This window comes from Flavobacterium ajazii (assembly GCF_010614725.1).
Classification (GTDB): Bacteria; Bacteroidota; Bacteroidia; order Flavobacteriales; family Flavobacteriaceae; genus Flavobacterium; species Flavobacterium ajazii.
The window spans coordinates 41,026-60,885 of the sequence record NZ_JAAEHL010000017.1 but is presented as its reverse complement, the minus strand read 5'-3'; the positions used below and the strand labels follow the sequence as shown (position 1 = coordinate 60,885).

19 protein-coding genes are annotated in these 19,860 nt (G+C 33.4%); 8 read left to right on the top strand and 11 right to left on the bottom strand.

Annotation, left to right across the window (positions count from 1 at the left end; genetic code table 11):
• The first annotated feature begins 233 nt into the window (after positions 1-233).
• Positions 234-1,310, top strand: coding sequence for a peptide chain release factor 1 (gene prfA / locus GWR14_RS22765; RefSeq protein ID WP_163411441.1), 1,077 nt, complete (start codon positions 234-236; stop codon positions 1,308-1,310).
• Between the two features lie 407 nt (positions 1,311-1,717).
• On the opposite strand, the gene GWR14_RS22760 is transcribed toward prfA, so the two are convergent.
• From GWR14_RS22760 to GWR14_RS22715, 10 genes are all read right to left on the bottom strand, one after another.
• Positions 1,718-2,089: a hypothetical protein gene (locus tag GWR14_RS22760; RefSeq protein ID WP_163411440.1), complete on the bottom strand. Its 372-nt coding sequence runs from the start codon at positions 2,087-2,089 to the stop codon at positions 1,718-1,720.
• A 21-nt stretch (positions 2,090-2,110) separates the two neighbouring features.
• Complete coding sequence (locus GWR14_RS22755; protein WP_163411439.1) at positions 2,111-2,476, bottom strand: hypothetical protein; 366 nt, start codon at positions 2,474-2,476, stop codon at positions 2,111-2,113.
• A gap of 33 nt (positions 2,477-2,509) precedes the next feature.
• A complete protein-coding gene (locus tag GWR14_RS22750; RefSeq protein WP_163411438.1) occupies positions 2,510-2,794 on the bottom strand; it encodes a YtxH domain-containing protein in 285 nt (94 codons plus the stop codon).
• A gap of 46 nt (positions 2,795-2,840) precedes the next feature.
• On the bottom strand, positions 2,841-2,993 hold the full coding sequence (locus GWR14_RS22745) for a lmo0937 family membrane protein (RefSeq protein ID WP_163411437.1): 153 nt from the start codon (positions 2,991-2,993) through the stop codon (positions 2,841-2,843).
• 39 nt (positions 2,994-3,032) lie between these two features.
• A complete protein-coding gene (locus GWR14_RS22740; protein ID WP_163411436.1) occupies positions 3,033-3,674 on the bottom strand; it encodes a porin family protein in 642 nt (213 codons plus the stop codon).
• Between the two features lie 11 nt (positions 3,675-3,685).
• Complete coding sequence (locus tag GWR14_RS22735) at positions 3,686-4,270, bottom strand: DUF4142 domain-containing protein (RefSeq protein WP_163411435.1); 585 nt, start codon at positions 4,268-4,270, stop codon at positions 3,686-3,688.
• Between the two features lie 140 nt (positions 4,271-4,410).
• Positions 4,411-6,195: a sensor histidine kinase gene (locus tag GWR14_RS22730; protein WP_163411434.1), complete on the bottom strand. Its 1,785-nt coding sequence runs from the start codon at positions 6,193-6,195 to the stop codon at positions 4,411-4,413.
• A 13-nt stretch (positions 6,196-6,208) separates the two neighbouring features.
• Entirely contained in the window at positions 6,209-6,658 is a 450-nt protein-coding gene (locus GWR14_RS22725; RefSeq protein ID WP_163411433.1) for a response regulator, read from the bottom strand.
• 20 nt (positions 6,659-6,678) lie between these two features.
• On the bottom strand, positions 6,679-7,230 hold the full coding sequence (locus tag GWR14_RS22720; protein ID WP_163411432.1) for a helix-turn-helix domain-containing protein: 552 nt from the start codon (positions 7,228-7,230) through the stop codon (positions 6,679-6,681).
• A 144-nt stretch (positions 7,231-7,374) separates the two neighbouring features.
• Positions 7,375-7,560 carry a CsbD family protein gene (locus GWR14_RS22715; RefSeq protein WP_163411431.1) on the bottom strand — a complete coding sequence of 62 codons (186 nt, stop codon included), beginning with the start codon at positions 7,558-7,560 and terminating at the stop codon, positions 7,375-7,377.
• 267 nt (positions 7,561-7,827) lie between these two features.
• Here GWR14_RS22715 and GWR14_RS22710 point away from each other — a divergent pair, with 267 nt between their 5' ends.
• The 3 genes from GWR14_RS22710 (at position 7,828) to GWR14_RS22700 (ending at position 11,860) form a co-directional block, all read left to right on the top strand.
• A complete protein-coding gene (locus GWR14_RS22710; RefSeq protein WP_163411430.1) occupies positions 7,828-10,011 on the top strand; it encodes a DUF5723 family protein in 2,184 nt (727 codons plus the stop codon).
• 114 nt (positions 10,012-10,125) lie between these two features.
• Positions 10,126-10,980, top strand: a complete 855-nt coding sequence (gene pyrF / locus GWR14_RS22705; RefSeq protein WP_163411429.1) for an orotidine-5'-phosphate decarboxylase — start codon at positions 10,126-10,128, stop codon at positions 10,978-10,980.
• Positions 10,981-11,059: 79 nt separating this feature from the next.
• A complete protein-coding gene (locus GWR14_RS22700; protein WP_163411428.1) occupies positions 11,060-11,860 on the top strand; it encodes an ABC transporter substrate-binding protein in 801 nt (266 codons plus the stop codon).
• Between the two features lie 261 nt (positions 11,861-12,121).
• Here the strand turns inward: GWR14_RS22700 and GWR14_RS22695 are convergent, their stop codons facing one another.
• Positions 12,122-13,666, bottom strand: coding sequence for a hypothetical protein (locus GWR14_RS22695; protein ID WP_163411427.1), 1,545 nt, complete (start codon positions 13,664-13,666; stop codon positions 12,122-12,124).
• 154 nt (positions 13,667-13,820) lie between these two features.
• Here GWR14_RS22695 and GWR14_RS22690 point away from each other — a divergent pair, with 154 nt between their 5' ends.
• The 4 genes from GWR14_RS22690 to ilvB all read left to right on the top strand — a co-directional run bounded on the left by GWR14_RS22690 (position 13,821) and on the right by ilvB (position 19,854).
• Complete coding sequence (locus tag GWR14_RS22690; protein ID WP_163411426.1) at positions 13,821-14,996, top strand: 2-isopropylmalate synthase; 1,176 nt, start codon at positions 13,821-13,823, stop codon at positions 14,994-14,996.
• A 45-nt stretch (positions 14,997-15,041) separates the two neighbouring features.
• On the top strand, positions 15,042-16,160 hold the full coding sequence (gene leuB, locus GWR14_RS22685) for a 3-isopropylmalate dehydrogenase (protein ID WP_163411425.1): 1,119 nt from the start codon (positions 15,042-15,044) through the stop codon (positions 16,158-16,160).
• 270 nt (positions 16,161-16,430) lie between these two features.
• Positions 16,431-18,104, top strand: a complete 1,674-nt coding sequence (gene ilvD / locus GWR14_RS22680; protein WP_163411424.1) for a dihydroxy-acid dehydratase — start codon at positions 16,431-16,433, stop codon at positions 18,102-18,104.
• A gap of 61 nt (positions 18,105-18,165) precedes the next feature.
• On the top strand, positions 18,166-19,854 hold the full coding sequence (gene ilvB / locus GWR14_RS22675) for a biosynthetic-type acetolactate synthase large subunit (RefSeq protein WP_163411423.1): 1,689 nt from the start codon (positions 18,166-18,168) through the stop codon (positions 19,852-19,854).
• Positions 19,855-19,860: the final 6 nt, after the last annotated feature.

The following is a 19,860-nucleotide window of genomic DNA, read 5'->3' as shown; positions in this document are numbered from 1 at the left end:
AAGTTTTGTACATGCATGATTTAGAATAAGAACAAACCTCGTCTTTAGTTTTAACAAATAACTAAGTAGAAATACCTGTTTTTTTTAAATTAAATTGTTAACAAAATTGTTTTATGAAATAAATCATTAATACTAATCCATCTAAATTTACTATCAAAAAACACAAAAAGTTAATGATAGAATTTTCCATAAAAATTTTGTAATTTTGCAGTCCAATAAAAAGGAACTAGAAAATGTTAGACAGACTTCAATATGTAAAGCAGCGTTTTGATGAAATTTCGGATTTGATTATTCAGCCGGATGTTATTGCGGATCAAAAACGTTATGTACAGCTTAATCAGGAATATAAAAGTATTAAGGCTTTGGTTGAAAAGAGAGAAGAATACATTCTTGTTTTGGCCAATATTGATGAAGCCAACGAAATTATTGCTGACGGAAGCGATGCAGATATGACCGAAATGGCCAAAATGCAGTTGGATGAAGCAAAAGAACGTTTGCCACAGCTTGAGGAGGAAATCAAATTTATGTTGATTCCGAAAGATCCTGAAGATGCTAAAAACGTAATGGTGGAGATTCGCGCGGGAACGGGTGGAGATGAAGCGAGTATTTTTGCAGGTGACTTGTTCAGAATGTACACCAAATATTGTGAAAGCATGGGATGGAGAACTTCTGTTGTAGATATGAACGAAGGAACTTCAGGAGGTTTCAAAGAGGTTATTTTTGAGGTTTCAGGAGAAGATGTATACGGAACGTTAAAATTTGAAGCGGGCGTTCACCGTGTACAGCGTGTTCCGCAGACAGAAACACAGGGGCGTGTTCATACATCTGCCGCTACAGTGATGGTTTTGCCTGAAGCAGAAGAGTTCGATGTTCAGATCGATATGAATGATGTTCGTATAGATTTCTTCTGTTCGTCAGGACCTGGTGGACAATCGGTAAATACTACGAAATCGGCTGTACGTCTAACCCACATTCCAACCGGATTAGTAGCGCAATGTCAGGATCAGAAATCACAGCATAAAAATAAAGATAAGGCCTTAATCGTATTGCGTTCCCGTTTGTACGAAATGGAATTGGCGAAAAAACAGGAAGAAGATGCTACAAAACGTAGTTCACAGGTAAGTTCAGGTGACCGTTCGGCTAAGATTCGCACGTATAACTATGCGCAGGGCCGTGTGACTGACCACAGAGTTGGTTTAACACTTTACGATTTAGGAAACATCATGAATGGTGATATTCAGAAAATTGTTGCAGAGCTTCAGTTGGTGAATAATATGGAGAAATTAAAGGAAGCTTCTGAGATTTACTAATCTGAGATTCTAAGTTGCTAAAGTTCTAAGTTTTTTTACTTAGACTTCTATAAAAAATTAAGCCGGACATTGTTCGGCTTTTTTGTTGTTTTGAACTTAGGAAAAGATACGGTTGAGAAATCTCAGAATCTTAGCTCCCTAGTATCTCAGTATCTTACAATAAAAAAAGCAAAGTAAACCTGTGTAGCTTACTTTGCTTTCTTCTATGGCCCTAATTTTGAAAATTAGATTTATAGTGTGTATTAACTGTTTAACCGTCTGTTGTAGCTGAACGTATAAACAAGTTAGATACCGAGAAATACTCTTGTATATTCAAAACATTTATAGAAATTTGAGTAAATGTATACGCCATTTTTGATGATTATTTCGTTTATCTTTTCCATAATACTTTGTATTTAGTTAGACAATTACTCTTTGTATAATTCTTCTTCTGATGGTTTTGTCTGAGTTTCATGCTCAGACGGTTTTGAAATTAAAGTGGTTACGGCAACCTGTAATACAGACCCGAGGATGTTTTTAAAAGTCGAATTTGTTTTTCCTATGACGAGTTTTTTTGCCAGATAACCTATTCCGATGTTTATCGCAGACTGAGCGAGATTACTTTTAAAACCTACTGTTTTATTGATTTCTTCAACTGTATTCCGAATGAGGTTCAGCGGTTTTAAGTTTTCTTTAATTTCGTCGATTTCATCTTTGATGTCACACCATTCTTTGTCTTGTTGATTTTCTAAAAGCTGAATTCTTTGATTTAATGCATCAAAAGTATAAATAGTCTCCATAACAGTTTTCTTTATCAATTATTAAATCTGGTTTTTAGAATCTTTTAGTATACTGGAAACAATCATGTTCCCGATAGGTGTTTTAATCAGTTTGTATTGTGTTTTGTACAATACAATAGCGACTATTAAATAAAGGAGTGCAATTGCAAAAAAGCCGTAGTAATACTCACCGAGCTCCTTTCCGATCCATAAACTGAGCCCGATATTCAGGAATAATATAAAAAATGCAACAACAGCGCCAACCGCTATCCGTGAAGTTAATGTTGATAGAACATCTGCAGCTGCCGATACTGTTTTGAGTTTAATCAGTTCTAAACTCGTTTTAGTATAGTTTTCTGCTTTTTCATACATATTCAGGTTCTCGTTTGTTGTTGCATTAGTTTCCATGATATTGGTGTTTATGGTTTAAGAAGTGCACTTTTAATAGTTGGTTTTTACTGTCTTTACTTCATCTTTTACAGCATTGAAGTCTTCTTTAACCTGATTGAATTTTGCTTTTCCTTCTTCGATAATATCTTTACCGTTAGAAGTGATAGTGCTTAAAATTCCGTCTACTTTGCTTTTTAGATTATCAGTGTAATCTTTTGATTTGTCAGAGATTTTTTTTCTTGTATTTGATCCTTTGTCAGGTGCAAATAATACTCCTAAAAATGCTCCTGCCGCAGCAGCTCCTAAAATTCCTAAAACTGTGGTGCTCGTTTTCATAATATTTGATTTAAAGATTAATATATAATTGTTTTAATAATTGATTTTAAATTTCCCGACCTTTAATAAGTCTGAACAAAATAGCTATAATGGCAATTACCAATAAGATATGAATAATGCTGCCTGCACTGTACATAAAGAATCCTAATGCCCAAAGAATCACTAATATTACTGCGATTGTGTATAATAAATTTGACATGATTTAAATTGTTTATGGTTAATAATTAATTTTGTTTTCTTAGTTTAACTTATAAGAAAGATATAACGAGAGGTTACTATTTTTTGCATCAGGAAAAGTATATGAAGTTCCGGCAATCTCTCTTTCTTTTCCAATAGTAGTCAAACCGTAATTATAACGCAAACCAACACTTATTGGATTGAAATCTACTCCAATACCTGCAGAAAGTCCTGCATCAAATCTTTCAAGGTCATCAGCATTAATTTCTTCATCAAAATTGATGTCTCCGTCACCACTTACTTTGGCACTTACCAGATATGAAGCATAACCACCGGCATGAATATTAAAATTTTTGGTAATATTTATTCTTACCAATAAAGGAAGTTCTATATAATTTAACTTGAATTTACTGCTTCCACTCGCTAAAGTGTTATCATATTCCAATTCGGAACCTTTTGTAGTAAATAATAATTCTGGCTGAATGGCGACAAAATCTGAGATTGGTAATGTCGCATAAACACCGGCATTGAATCCGTATAAGATGTTTTCGTCATCAGCGTCGTCTGTATATAAATTCGACATATTAAAACCTCCTTTTATACCAAATTCGGTATTTACATTATTGTCCTGAGCATGCAGCATTCCAAATGAAGCTGTTAAAAAAAGGGTTAAGGCGCATATAATATTTGATTGCATTTTCATAATTTAAAATTTTAGTTAATAATTGTGGTATTTTGAATTGTATTGAGTTCATTTGATTTTTCGGTTTCAAGTAAAAGTCTGTATTGTAAAGGCAAATAATGAAACGCTAATTTTGAAATTGCGCTATCATTTGTTTTTTTAGAAATAATTTCTAATAACTGAATTTGTTCATATAATAAACGTGTCATCGAATGAATATAGACTTCATCAAAACTTGTGTAAGAAGTGTCAATTAATTTATATAAATCATCATTCGCAGGAACATTTATATCGGTAATAACAATCAGTTTTTTTAGCGAAATTTTATTTATTTCCTGAAGCAGCATCACCTGATTGTTTTCTATTTTAGAACTTATGTCTCTTGTTTTTTGTTCTAAACTTTTATATTGCGCCAATTGACTTTTTGCAATAATAGCTTGTGTTGAATTAGCGATTGCTGTAAAAAAATAAATTTCTGTTTCGTCATTATTTTGTGCTGTAAGAACGTTTTTGATGCCTTCTTTTTCAATTTTGTCTTTCTTTTCACAAGCGTTAATTGATAGAAGTGTAACTCCTGAAAAAAGTATTTTTAAAAATGATGTTTTTGATGAGAGCATCTTGCTAATTTGTTATTCATTATCTACATTACAAAGATGCAAACGAATAGTAAGGATTGCTTTACAGCATAAAAAAGAAACGTTATATAATTCCCATAGCAGGGTTTATATAACGTTTTAATATGGTTTAATAAGATAAGTTATTCAGGCAGAAATACTGTAAACACAGAGCCTTCGCTCGGTTTACTGTCAGCTTTAATGTAGCCTTTGTGATTTTCTACAATCTTTTTACAGATGGCCAGACCTATTCCGGTGCCGGGATAATCGGTTTTAGAATGCAGGCGCTGAAACAATACAAAAATGTTGTCTTTAAACTGAGGGTCAAATCCCATTCCGTTATCCGTAAAAGTGATTTTATAGAATTTCTTAAAAGGCTGGTCAATCAATTCCGGAATTTCATTAGATAAAATCTTTTCGCAGTGAATAATAATCTGCGGAGCAATTTCTGGCTTGCTGTATTTTAATGAATTTCCAATCAGATTGATGAAAAGCTGTTCGATCTGATAAGGTATTACATAAAGTTTTGGAAGTTTACCAACTTTGAGAGAGCCCTTTTTTTCATCAATTATTACTGCAAGTTCTGATTTGGCATTTTCTAATAATCCATTTAAATCAGATTTAATAAATTCCTTTTTAGTGGTATTGGTTCTTGAAAACAATAATAAATCATCAATTAAGACACGCATTCTTTTGGCGGATGTTTCAATTTTTAAAAGATATTCTTTGGCATTATCAGAAATGGCAGCCCTGTCAGTTTCAGAAATTCTTGAAATAAAAGTCTGAATTTTACGTAAAGGTTCCTGTAAATCGTGACTGGCAACATGATTAAACGAAGCGAGTTCTTTATTACTTTTTTCAAGCTCATTATTACGCTCCTGAAGTTCAATGTTTAATAAATGTTCATCAGTGATGTCAAAATTTATTCCCAGTAAAATATTGTTTCCGTTCTGGTCGGTAAGTAATTTACCTGTAGATTTAAAATGCCTGATTTCATTATCTGACTTGATAATTTTATAATAGCTAAAAGGGAGCTCTTTATTATTGATGATATTTTCCATAGAAGCAGCAATCGCTTCCTTGTCTTCGGGATGTACAAAATCAAGAAAAGTATCTTTATTGGGTACAAAAGCATTTGGCTGAAAACCAAGAATACGAAACTGATTGTCAGAATAGTCCATTTTGTCTGTATTCAGATCCCATTGCCAGGTACTGAATTGCCCTATTTTTTCTGATTCAGACATCAGTCCGCTTGAAATTAAAAGCTTTTTATTGTAAATTTTCAACCGGATAAGATCTCTGCTGATTTGTCGGTAAGCTAATAATATGAAAGTAAGTGCTGTTGAAAAAAGAGAAATTGAAAATATAGGTCCCAAAGAAATTTCCTCATCGTATTTCTTAAGTCTCTTTTCTAAAAATTTCTTTTCAATATCTTTCATTTTTTCAACCTGAAAACGAATGTTTTCCATCAGGATACGTCCGCTGAATAAGTAATTATCCAGTTTTCTTTTGTCGTAAGTTTTTGGATTGCTGTATTTAAGGCAGTTTTCAAAAGTTTTGAATTCCTGTATAATAAGAGAAAAAAGGTTTTCCAGATTTTGCTTTTGCTTAGGATTATCCGAAGTAAGTTTTTTAAGAGTAATGAACGATCTGTTTACCTTGTCCCTTGAATAAATATAAGGAGTAAGGAATTTAGGATTGCTGGTAATAATGTAACCACGCTGACCAGTTTCGGCATCTTTTATGGCAGAAATTAATCGTTCCAGCTGTACGTTAATTTCATAAGTGTGTATCACTAATTTACTGGATTCGTTTAAATCCCGGTTATGTTTATAAGCTATTGACGAAAGAAAAAGTAAAATGAAAATAGCTATTATAAAAATAACTCTCAAAGAATTTGAGGAATTAAACTTAGGTATCCATTTCATTGGTATTACAATATTATTTAAGGCTTAATAAGAAGTTGTCTCTATTAAGTCCGGAAGTGTGATAGTGCCAGTTTAGCGTTACAACTTCATTGATAATTTTTTTAAGTGCATTAAAATCACTCGGCTTTTTGATATAAATATTGGCTCCTTCAATAAAAGTATCTTCAATATCCTCATCAGATGAAGATGTCGAATAAATGGCGATAATCAGGTTTTTCAGGCGCTCTGTTTTTTTAATTTCTATCAGACATTCTTTACCTGTTTTTTTAGGCATGTTCAAATCCAGAAATAAAATATCCGGTAATTTATTGTCCGGATTGTTTAAATGTTCCATTAACTGTAATCCGTCAAAAACAAATTCAACTTTGGTTTGTACTTTTACTTCTTCAAAAGCATCTTTAAAAAAAAGTCTGTCGTCGTCGTCGTCGTCAGCAAGTAAAATGTGTAATGCGTTTTTTTGCATTGATTATAGGTATTTGGGTTTTATTTTAAATTTTCTCTTCGTTTTTTTATGATTCTCAGAAAGGCAGAAGGAGTGATTCCGGTCGTGTTTTTAAACTGAGTACTTAAATGTGCAACACTAGAGTAATTCAGTAAAAAAGCAATTTCAGTCAGACTCATTTCGTTTACAATCATTAATTGTTTTGCTCTTTCAATTTTTTGAATAATTATAAAATTCTCAATTGATGAATAGGTTACCTCAGAAAAAACATTGGATAAATATCCGTAGCTGTGGTTCAATTTATCAGCCAGATATGCCGAACTTTTATAGTTGTTATTGTCGTCCGTATAAACCAGTTCTATTATGGCATCCTTTATTTTCTGAACCAAAACGCTTTTTTGGTTTTCCACTACTTCAAAACCGAAAGGGCTTAATTTGTTTTTTAATTCCTCTAAAGCCTCAACGTTCAGGTTTTCTTCAAGTTCAATCTCTCCAAAACCTAATGAAGCAAAATTTAAATTCTGCTCATCCAGTTTTTCTTTTAGAAAAAGTGTGCAAATTGTATTGATATCAAATTTTATAAATAATTTCATATTGTAAAGATATGGTTAAAGATAACTAATTTATTTATTTTTTGTATTAATTTGGGCTTAGGAATTGTCTAACGTTAAAGTTTGAAAATCAAAAAAATACCGCCTAATTTGAGTTAGGCGGTACACTGGTATTTTTGAAAGGATTTACAATTCTGACAAAATTTGATGCAGTTCTTCTTTTGTTTTACCTAATTTTTGCTGAAGTTTTCCGTACATTTCGTCTTCTTTTCCTTCGGCAAACATCAAATCATCATCAGTCAGAGTAGCATATTTTTGTTTCAATTTCCCTTTCAACTCATTCCAGTTTCCTTTTATTTCGGTACTATTCATAACTACATTAATTTGGGTATTAATTATATTGTAAAGTTGTGAATTAATAAGAAGTTTTGTGTTATATAAATTTTTCAAACTGTTGTATAATTCACATTTTTAGTTTTTAAGTTAACTTGTTGTTAATGATTTAATTAAGAATATAACTGGCTTTTTTCTACATAATTTGTAATAGTTGTTACATCAATTTAATGTTTTGATAGAATTCTTTTAAATCTAATATTGTAGTTTTGCCCTCAAAATTTAAACCTAAAAACCCCATTTTTAATGAAAAAAAGAATACTTGTTTTATTAATTTTAGTGACTTCATTTGCGACCAGGGCGCAATCTTATTTAGGCTATTTTCATGACAATTATGCCGGAGTGCAAAGTGTACTTTTCAACCCTGCCTCAATAGCTGATTCTCGTTTTAAAACAGACATTAATTTATTTTCTGTCAGCAGTTCTGTCGGAAATGATTTGTACGGTGTAAAACTTTTGGATGTTTTTAAAGATGGTTATGATTTTGACAGTCAGTCCAAAATGACACCTTCAGATAAGAACAACGGAATCATAAATGTTGATTTCATGGGGCCGTCGTTTATGTTTAATATTGCGCCAAAACATAGTTTGGCATTCTTCACAAGAGCGCGTGCTATAACTAATTTAAGAGATGTTAACGGAAATCTTGTCGATCAGGTTAAAGATGGTCTGGATAATGCTTCTAATTTCAATTTTGATGCAGGAAGTCCAAATGGAGCTTCTCATGGATGGGGAGAGATAGGACTTTCTTACGCAGCAGTTTTGTATCAAAACGGACAGCATTTCTTAAAAGGTGGTGTTACAGCAAAATATTTACAAGGAGTTGCTAATGGTTATATTCAGGGAAAAAATGGTAGAGCAGCATTTATAGAAAATACAGCTAACCCTGAAAATAGTGTTTTAATTACAGAAGGTAAGCTTACTGTTGGTGGAAGCCAGGACTGGGAAAACAATGAAGACTATGAGTTTGATATCAATTCAAGTGGTTTTGGTGCCGATTTTGGATTAGTTTACGAATGGAGACCTGACTATGAAAAGTATGATTTAAGCAACGCAAAACCTGCTGATAATAATTTTAGGGATTTAAATAAATATAAACTACGTTTCGGATTATCTGTTACTGATATCGGGTCAATCAATTACAAAAAAGCAAAACAGGATACTTACGATATTACTGGTGCCGTAACGCAAGGTATGATTGATAATGCGGATAATTTATATGATTTCTTAAATGATCATTATACAAAAGTATCAACTGCGAAAGGGGTGAAAACAAATTTGCCCACTGCACTTCATGCTGATGTTGATTGGAATATTCATAATAAATTCTATTTGAACCTTAATGGAGATATCAGCATGGTTTCAAATACAAAATTAAACGCAACCAGTATTGCCGACAGAGTAAGTTTGACTCCTCGTTATGAAAGTAGATGGTTTAGCTTTTTTGTTCCTGTTACATGGATGCAATACAGCGGAATGCAGGTGGGTTCAGGATTACGTGTAGGTACTTTCTTCGTTGGCTCGGGCTCAGTTCTTACTAATTTAGTATCTAAAGAATCTAAAGCAGCTGATTTTTATATTGGAGTTAAAATTCCGGTTTATCAAAAGAAATTTAAAGACAGAGATCAGGATGGAGTAATAGATAAACAAGATGATTGTAAAAAAGTAGCTGGAGCAATAGAAAACAAAGGCTGTCCTTGGCCGGATACGGATGGTGATAAAGTTTTGGATAAAGATGATGCTTGTCCTGATGTTGCGGGACCGGTTGAAAACAAAGGCTGTCCATGGAAAGATAGTGACAGAGATACATTGTTGGATAATGTTGATGCATGTCCAACTGTTGCGGGGCCTGTAGAAAACAAAGGATGTCCATGGCCGGATACAGATGGGGATAGTGTTTTGGATAAAGACGATGCCTGTCCGGATGTTGCCGGTTTAGTTGAAAACAAAGGTTGCCCGGTTTTAGATGCTGATAAAGACGGTATTCCTGATAGTGAAGATAATTGTCCGTTACTTGCAGGTCCAAAAGAAAACAAAGGTTGTCCTGAAGTTAATAAAAGCACATTGGAACAATTGAGAGTAGAAGCAAAATCTATTTTCTTCCCAACAGGTAAATCTACTTTAGATGTTGCTGATAAAGGTCAGAACTCAGGAAGATTGGATGCTATCAAAGAAATTTTGAAAAATTACCCAAATGCTAAATTTGCGATTAACGGTCATACTGATAATGTAGGAAATGCTAAGGCAAATCAAAAATTATCTGAACAAAGAGCAAAAGCTGTTATGGATGCTTTGATTGAAAAAGGTGTGAATCCGGCAAATTTAACTTCTAATGGCTACGGATCAACAAAACCTGTTAAGTCTAATAAAACGGCAGCAGGTAGAGCAGAAAACAGAAGAACTGAAATTGTTTATTTAGGTAATTTATAAGCCTTTCTGAATATAAAATCAAAAAGCCATTCTTAATTGAATGGCTTTTTTTATTTTTGCATACTTTCTAAAAAAGAAGCATTTCTTTGAATTGGAAAAACTAAAAATTCACGAATGACTACACAACAACTACACGAACAAATTCTGCAAAAAAAATCATTTTTATGTGTTGGGCTTGATCCCGATTTAAATAAAATCTCTGAGCATTTATTAGAAACCGAAGATCCTATTTTCGAATTCAATAAAGCTATAATTGATGCTACTCATGATTTGACTGTAGGATATAAACCAAATACTGCTTTTTTTGAAGCGTATGGTATAAAAGGATGGATTTCTCTACAGAAAACAATCAACTATATAAACGAAAAGTTTCCGGAAATTTTCACAATTGCGGATGCAAAACGTGGCGATATCGGAAATACGTCAAGTATGTATGCCAAAGCTTTTTTTGAAGATTTAAATTTTGACAGTGTAACAGTTGCTCCTTATATGGGTAAAGACTCTGTAGAACCTTTTCTGGCTTTTGAAAATAAACATACTATAATGCTGGCGTTAACTTCAAATGAAGGAGCTTTCGATTTTCAAACCTTAACAACAAATGGAAAACGAGGTGAAGCCAAACAATTGAGCGGAGCTAAAGAATTGTATAAACAAGTTTTAGAAACCTCTAAAACATGGAAAAACAGTCATAATTTAATGTACGTAGTTGGCGCTACCAAAGCGGAGTATTTTACAGAAATCAGAAAAATTGTTCCGGATAGTTTCTTACTGGTTCCAGGAATTGGTGCTCAGGGTGGAAGCTTGTCTGAGGTTTGCAAATACGGAATGAACGATAAAGTAGGTTTACTGGTAAATTCAGCCAGAGCTATTATTTATGCTTCAAACGGACCTGATTTTGCTGACAAGGCTAGAGAAGAGGCTTTGAAAGTACAGCAGGAGATGAAAGAAATTCTTAGTTTAAAGTTTTAAGTTTAAAAAGTTTCAGGTTTTGTGACGCTTTATTAAAACTCACAATCTAACAAACTTGAAACAAAAAACAACCTTAAAAATGAAACAATTAAGAGATCAGCTCGGTACTTTACATTCTTTTGAATCTACTCCAAAACGTATTATTTCGTTGGTGCCTTCTCAAACCGAATTGCTGTATGATTTGGGTTTGGAAGATAAAATCATCGGAATTACGAAGTTTTGTGTGCACCCATATCATTTGAAATCAACAAAGAAAATTGTTGGCGGAACCAAAAAGATTCATTTCGAAAAGATAAAATTACTACAGCCAGATATTATCATTTGTAATAAAGAAGAAAATACTCCGGAAATCGTAAATCAATTAAATGAAATCTGTCCGGTTTGGGTTACGAATATTGTTTCTGTTGAAGATAATTTTCAAATGATTTCAGATTTCGGGCAGCTTTTTAATTGTCGAACAGAAGCTCAAAAGTGGAATGATAAGTTAACTTTCGCTTTAATCGATTTTAAAAAATACGTTCAGGATATTGAGGTAAAAAAAGTAGCCTATTTTATTTGGAAAAATCCGTACATGGTGGCTGGTAATGAAACTTATATTAATGAATTATTAAAGTTGAATCATTTTAAAAACATATACGAAGATAAAGGCCGTTATCCTGAAATTGAACTTAAAAAAATGCGTCTGGAAGGCGATCCGGATTTGGTTTTCCTTTCTTCAGAGCCTTACCCTTTCAAAGAAGAAGATGCTTTTGAAATTGGGAGATTTACTCATCATGCTAAAACAATTTTCGTAGATGGTGAAATGTTTTCCTGGCACGGAAGCCGCTTGTTAAAGGCTTTTTCGTATTTTAAATTGCTTCACGAAAGACTTAAGAATTAAATTTCAATATTTAAGATATCAAAATCCAAATTTCAACTCAAAAAAAAATGGAATTTGGATTTTTTTATTTGAATTTTTATTAAAAAAAGAATGCCGGCATCACTAAGACGCCGGCATCATTTAACTAACCAAAACCAAAATAATAAATAACCAGTTTATTACATTACAAATGTCCGACTTATATCTATCTTTTGCTGTTAAGGTTTTGTTATTACTTTGTTGGACATAAGTTAAGATTTTTAATATATCTTAAGGATACAATTAACGGCTGCTCAGTTTGGCCTTTTCCTTTATTATATCAGCGATTTTACGGTTTTCGATTTTACTTTCAAGCCATGAAATAATATCCAGGTATAGGAAGGCTCTTTTCTCGTATGTATTTTTTTCTAATTCGATAAAACGTTCACGCATTTTGATAAATTCCTTTTTAATATCGGCTGGATAAAAATTATTCAGGTTTCTCATAAATTTGATAATTTCCTTCTGAACTTCATGTAAATCATTCATTTTCAATAAAAACTTATAGGTGTTTTTAAGATGATTTTCCAGATAGTAATCTTTTCCTAGCTCATAATGTGCAATAAGTGATAAAAGCCTTGCAAAACACATTAAATCTTCGCGCATCGTAAGGTTTTTGTTATTGATGATTTTATCGAGATAATAAATAGACTCATTGTATTTTTCACTTCCAAAATAGATAGAAGCAATTTTGTAATAAAACAACATCTCGTGATGTTCATCAAGATGTTCGCTATGAATTTTTATCTTTTCTAAAATCTCAGGAATCAAATATTCGCTTTCGGTAAAAGTTCCTTCGAGGATATGATAATTCAGCTTGTTATTATATATGTATAAAAATGATAGTGATGCAATGTTATCATTAACCGGAAATCTGGGATCCTGAATAGTTTCTTCTAAAAGCGTTAAATATTTTTTGAAATTCGATTTGTATTTCAGCATGTAAAGCGATTCTAAAAAGTAATGATTCCCTTTTAGAAAAAATACCGGATTCTGGTAAATCATATTCGGATTGTCATAAAACAAACGAACCCACTTATAAGCGTATTTATAACTGGCTAAGAAATCCTGAACAAGGAAACTACGCCATAAATTTGCATTGTAAAACCAATATTTTTCGCGGAAGCCAAATTTGCTTTCGTCTAATTTTGATATGTGTTTATTGAAATAGTCATCAATATATTTGTATTCTTCGTCGTTTTTTACATAGCCGGTTTTCAACATGATTCCATATAACTGGAGAGACAAATTGGACAACTTGCTCGAAATCGTATTTCGGTAATTCAATTCTTTGGCCTGAATAACCAATTCATCAGCGCGTCCCTGGATACTTCGGGTAATGTATTGTGATTCGATTAGTTTTTCGAATTCAACAATTTCATATGCCATGTATTTTTCATCATTTTCAAGAGCTATCATTTTGGTTTTATCCAGAATTTTTAAGCTTTGTTTGTATAACCCTTTGTTGTATAAGATAACAGCAAAATCTATTTGTTCCCGCAATTGATAGCGAATATTCTGGCTCGGGATATTAAGGCGGATACTAACTAAAATTTGTTTGTATAGATATGATTTTAAATTAGATAACTGAACTTTTTTAATACTTCCACTTTTTAAAATAAGCTTTTCGTCATAAGTTTCAGACTTATCTAAAATATTAAACAACTCAATGAATTTTGTGTTGGAACTCGTTTCCAGACGACTTGCAAAAATTTTAAATTGTCTTTTTTCTGACTTAGAAAGTGATTTTATCAGTACAAATAAAAAATCTTTTTGATGGTTAGCCATTGTAAAATATAATAATGTAACTTATTGATTTTTAAATACTTAACTACTTATAAATTGTTTTATGAACAGTATAATTTCATTAAAATGAATTTCGTACTGAAGAAGTACAATATATATTTGTTTCAGGATGTGAAATTACATTAAATAAATGAATATGAATAGAGAGAAAGTTCAAATTTTTGACACCACTTTGCGTGATGGTGAACAGGTTCCAGGATGTAAGTTAGATACCAATCAGAAATTGGTTATCGCAGAACGACTAGACAAAATGGGAGTTGATATCATCGAGGCAGGTTTTCCTGTGTCAAGTCCGGGCGATTTTTTATCGGTCTCTGAGATTTGTAAAATTGTAGAAAATGCAACGGTCTGTGGGCTTACAAGAGCTGTGAAAAACGACATTGATGTTGCTGCAGCTGCCCTAAAGCATGCTAAAAGACCTAGAATCCATACCGGAATCGGAACTTCAGAATCTCATATACTCCATAAATTAAATACTACACCAGAAGATATTATTGCCAGAGCAAAATTTGCTGTTGCGCACGCAAAATCTTATGTAGAAGACGTTGAGTTTTATGCCGAAGATGCTGGTAGAACAGATAATGCTTTCCTTGCAAAAGTTTGTGAAGAGGTAATTAAATCTGGTGCAACAGTATTGAATATTCCTGATACAACAGGATATTGTCTTCCTGAAGAGTATGGAGCGAAAATTAAATACTTAAAAGAAAACGTAAAAGGTATAGAGAATGTTACTCTTTCATGCCACTGCCATAACGATTTAGGAATGGCAACTGCAAACTCAATTGCGGGAGCTATCAACGGAGCAAGACAAATCGAATGTACTATTAATGGTATTGGTGAAAGAGCAGGAAATACAGCACTTGAAGAGGTAGTGATGATTTTCAAGCAGCATCCTTATTTAAATTTAGATACAAATATCAATACAAGAGAATTAAACGAAATGAGTCGTTTAGTTTCTGAAAGTATGGGTATGATAGTACAGCCTAACAAAGCAATTGTAGGAGCAAATGCTTTTGCGCACAGTTCAGGAATTCATCAGGATGGTGTAATTAAGAACAGAGCGACTTACGAAATTATGGATCCGCTTGATGTGGGTGTTAATGAATCTTCAATCATTTTAACAGCAAGAAGCGGTAGAGCTGCATTGGCATATCGTGCAAAGAAAGTAGGTTACGAATTGACAAAAACACAATTGGATATCGTTTATATTGAGTTTTTGAAATTCGCAGATATTAAAAAAGAAGTTTTAGACGAAGATATTCATCAAATTATTGAAGCTTCCAAAATTCAGGGAGATTTAATAAGGAATTAGTTTATTAGATAACATCAGTTTTAAATACATAAAGGACGAGACATTATGAATTTGAAAATAGCAGTTTTACCAGGAGACGGAATTGGACCAGAGGTGATTGCACAAGCCAAAAAAGCTTTGTATGCAATTGGTGAAGTCTATAATCATGAATTTGTATTTGAAGAAGCTCTCATGGGAGCAATTGCTATTGATAAGACAGGGAAGCCGCTTCCTGAACAAACCCTGAATCTGTGTCTGAATACAGACGCAGTTTTGTTTGGTGCAATTGGCGATCCAAAATATGATAATAATCCAAATGCAAAAGTTCGTCCGGAACAGGGATTATTGAAATTGCGTAAAGAATTGGGTTTGTTTGCAAATATACGTCCGATTAAACCTTATAAAGCATTGATTGAAGTTTCTCCTTTAAAACGAGAAATCATTGAAGGAGCAGATTTTACTATTTTCAGGGAATTAACAGGAGGTGCTTATTTTGGAGAAAAAACTCTCAATGAAGAGGGAACGCATGCTTCGGATTTATGTGAATATTCAGAAGAAGAAATTACAAGAATCGCACATTTAGCTTTTAAATCAGCTCAAAGTCGACGCAAAAAGCTTACGATGGTTGATAAAGCAAATGTTTTGGAAACCTCAAGACTGTGGAGAAAAGTTGTTCAGAAAGTTGGTGAAAGTTACCCTGATGTAGTATTAGACTTTTTGTTTGTAGATAACGCAGCAATGCAATTGATTTTAAATCCGAAACAATTTGATGTGATTTTGACAGAAAATTTATTTGGAGACATTTTATCTGATGAAGCAAGTGTGATTACGGGTTCTATCGGTCTATTGGCTTCTGCTTCGTTGGGAGAGAAAAATGCACTTTTTGAGCCTATCCACGGTTCTTATCCTCAGGCAAAAGGTAAAAATATAGCCAATCCAATTGCTTCTATTTTATCGGCAGCGATGCTGTTAGAGCATTTTGGATTGTTTAAAGAAGCAAATGTGATCTATAAAGCAATTGAAAAAGCAATTGAATTCAAGGTGGTTACTATGGATTTAAAAGCGGATTCAAAATTTGGAACGAATGAAGTAGGCGAGTTTGTTTCAAATTTCATTTTCAGCAAAGATGATTTATTGTATTTTAATAATGATAACGTTCATATTGGACAATCTACGATTGTTTAAGTTTTTTTGTTAAATATTAAACTAATTAACAAGAAGTGTTTAAAATGTTGAGATTTTATTTTTTTAGTCCTATTAGTTTTTGTACTTTTGTGACACCAAAAAAATAAGGAAATGCAAATCTCAATTATTATTACTTCTATTATTGTTGTCAGTGTGATTAACACATCTGCAGCGGGAATGGTATAAATATAATTGAAAAAGATATATTATAACCTCCCACATAGTTGGGAGGTTTTTTTTAGGAATAAAATTAATTACAAATAATACATAATGGAATTAAACAAGTACAGCAAAACAATCACGCAAGATGAAACTCAACCAGCTTCACAGGCAATGTTCTACGGAATTGGTTTGACAGAAGAGGATCTTAAAAAAGCGCAGGTGGGAATTGTGAGTATGGGTTACGACGGAAATCCATGTAACATGCACTTAAATGACCTGGCTAAAGATATTAAGAAAGGGGTCTGGGATGCTGATTTGGTCGGTTTGATTTTTAATACTATTGGTGTAAGTGATGGTATTTCTAATGGTAATGACGGGATGCGTTTTTCTCTGGTTTCCCGTGATGTGATTGCCGATTCTATTGAAACTGTTATGGGAGCACAATGGTACGATGGTATGATTGCTGTTCCGGGTTGTGATAAAAATATGCCTGGCGCTTTAATGGCAATGGGTAGAGTAAATCGCCCTTCTATTATGGTTTATGGGGGATCAATTCATCCTGGAAAATGGAAAGGCGAAGATTTGAATATTGTTTCTGCTTTTGAAGCTTTAGGAAAAAAAATTAAGAATACAATTACACCGGAAGACTTCAAAGGAGTAATTCAAAATGCTTGTCCAGGTGCAGGTGCATGCGGTGGAATGTACACGGCTAATACGATGTCGTCAGCTATTGAAGCATTAGGAATGAGTTTGCCTTATAGTTCTTCAAACCCTGCTTTAAGTCCTGAAAAGAAACAAGAATGTGTTGATGCAGGTAAAGCGATTAGAATATTATTAGAAAAAGATATTAAGCCTAGAGACATCATGACCCGTAAAGCATTTGAAAATGCAATTACGATGGTAGCTGTTTTAGGAGGTTCTACAAATGCTGTTATGCATTTAATTGCAATGGCTCATTCTGTAGGTATTGAATTGACATTAAAAGATTTTCAGGATATCAGTGATAAAACACCGTTGTTAGCTGATTTGAAGCCAAGTGGTAAATACTTAATGGAAGACTTGCATAATGTTGGAGGTGTTCCTGGTGTAATGAAATATTTATTGAAAGAAGGCTTCTTACATGGTGATTGTTTAACTGTAACAGGAAAAACACTAGCTGAAAATTTAGCTTTGGTTCCTGATTTACATGATGGACAACAAGTAGTTTTTGAAGTTGAAAAAGCATTAAAAGCTACCGGAAATATTCAGATTTTATACGGAAATATAGCAACAGAAGGTTGTGTGGCTAAAATCAGTGGTAAAGAAGGTGAATTTTTTGAAGGTACAGCTGTCGTTTTTGAAGGCGAAAAAGATGTAATCAGAGGAATTCAGGCAGGTGAGGTTAAGCCAGGAAATGTAGTAATTATTCGTTACTGCGGCCCAAAAGGTGGTCCTGGAATGTCGGAAATGTTAAAACCAACATCTGCGATTATGGGAGCTGGTTTAGGAAGTTCTGTAGCTTTGATTACTGATGGACGTTTTTCCGGAGGTTCACACGGTTTTGTAGTTGGTCACGTAACTCCGGAAGCTTATGAAGGCGGAGGAATTGCATTAATTGAAAATGGAGATGTTATTACAATCGATGCTGTAAATAACACTATAAATATGAAAGTTTCTGATGAAGAATTAGCAAAACGAAAAGCTAATTGGAAGAAACCGGAAAATGGAATTAAACAAGGAGTTTTACTTAAATATATGCGTTCGGTCTCCAGTGCCTCTCATGGATGTGTTACCGACAAATAATTTAATAAAAACCGCCTATAATCTTGATAATAAAGATTTGCAGGTAAAAAAATAAAACAAAATGAAAATATCAGGGGCAGAAGCCGTTATTAGATGTTTATTAGCAGAAGGAGTAGACTTGGTTTATGGATATCCGGGAGGAGCCATAATGCCGGTTTATGACGAATTATATAAATTTCAGGATCAATTGCATCATGTTTTGGTACGCCACGAACAAGGTGCAGCTCATGCAGCGCAGGGGTTTGCAAGAGCAACAGGAAAAGTAGGGGTGGCAATTGCTACTTCAGGACCAGGAGCTACAAACTTAGTTACAGGTATTGCAGATGCTCAAATTGATTCTACACCTATGGTTTGTATTACAGGTCAGGTTGGAAAACATTTACTTGGGTCGGATGCTTTTCAGGAAACAGATATTATCGGAATTTCAACTCCGGTAACTAAATGGAATTACCAGATTACTGAAGCTTCTGAAATACCGGAAATCATAGCTAAAGCTTTTTATATTGCAAGATCAGGGCGTCCGGGTCCGGTTTTAATAGATATTACAAAAAATGCTCAATTTGATGAGTTTGAATTTAGTTATGAAAAATGTACCGGAATTAGAAGTTATCATCCAAAGCCGATATTGAATCTTCAGAAAGTACAGGAAGCTGCAGATTTAATCAATAATGCAAAAAAACCATTTATTGTTTTTGGTCAGGGCATAATATTAAGTGAAGCAGAAGAACAGTTAAAAAGATTAATTGAAAAATCAGGTATCCCTGCTGCATGGACTATTTTAGGTCTTTCGGCATTGCCAACGGATCATCCTTTAAATGTAGGAATGGTAGGTATGCATGGTAATTATGGTCCTAATCTGTTAACTAATGAATGTGATGTTTTAATTGCATTAGGAATGCGTTTTGATGACCGTGTTACTGGAAAATTAGCTACTTATGCTAAACAGGCAAAAGTAATTCATTTTGAAATTGACCCGGCAGAAATAGATAAAAACGTAAAAACTGAAGTGGCGGTTTTAGCTGATGTGAAAGAAGCATTAACGGCTTTAATTCCGTTAATTGATAAAAAATCACATACAGAATGGCATAATGAATTCAAGGAAAAATATAAAATTGAATGTGATGCCGTTATTAATGAGGAGTTAGCTCCAACGAATGGAAAAGGAATTTCAATGGGAGAAACTATTGAAATGATTAACAAACATTCAAAAGGAGATGCTATAATGGTTTCTGATGTAGGTCAGCACCAAATGTTTGCCTGCCGTTATACTAAATTCAATACAACTAAGAGCAACGTTACTTCAGGTGGATTAGGAACAATGGGGTTTGCTTTACCAGCCGCTATTGGTGCAAAAATGGGAAGACCTGACCGTGAGGTTGTTGCGATTATTGGTGATGGAGGCTTTCAAATGAATATTCAGGAGTTGGGTACAATTCACCAGACAAAAGTTCCGGTAAAAATTGTTGTACTGAATAATGAGTTTCTTGGAATGGTACGTCAGTGGCAGGAATTGTTTTTTGACTATAGATATGCTTCTACAGTAATGATTAATCCAAATTTCTGTGCTATTGCAGAAGGGTATTACATCAAATCACGAAAAGTAACAAAGAGAGAAGATCTTGATGAAGCTGTTGCAGAAATGCTAGCTTCAAAAGAATCGTATTTCCTGGAAGTTATGGTAGAAAAAGAAAATAATGTGTTTCCAATGATTCCAACGGGAGCTTGTGTTTCAGAAATCAGATTAAGTTAAAAAACA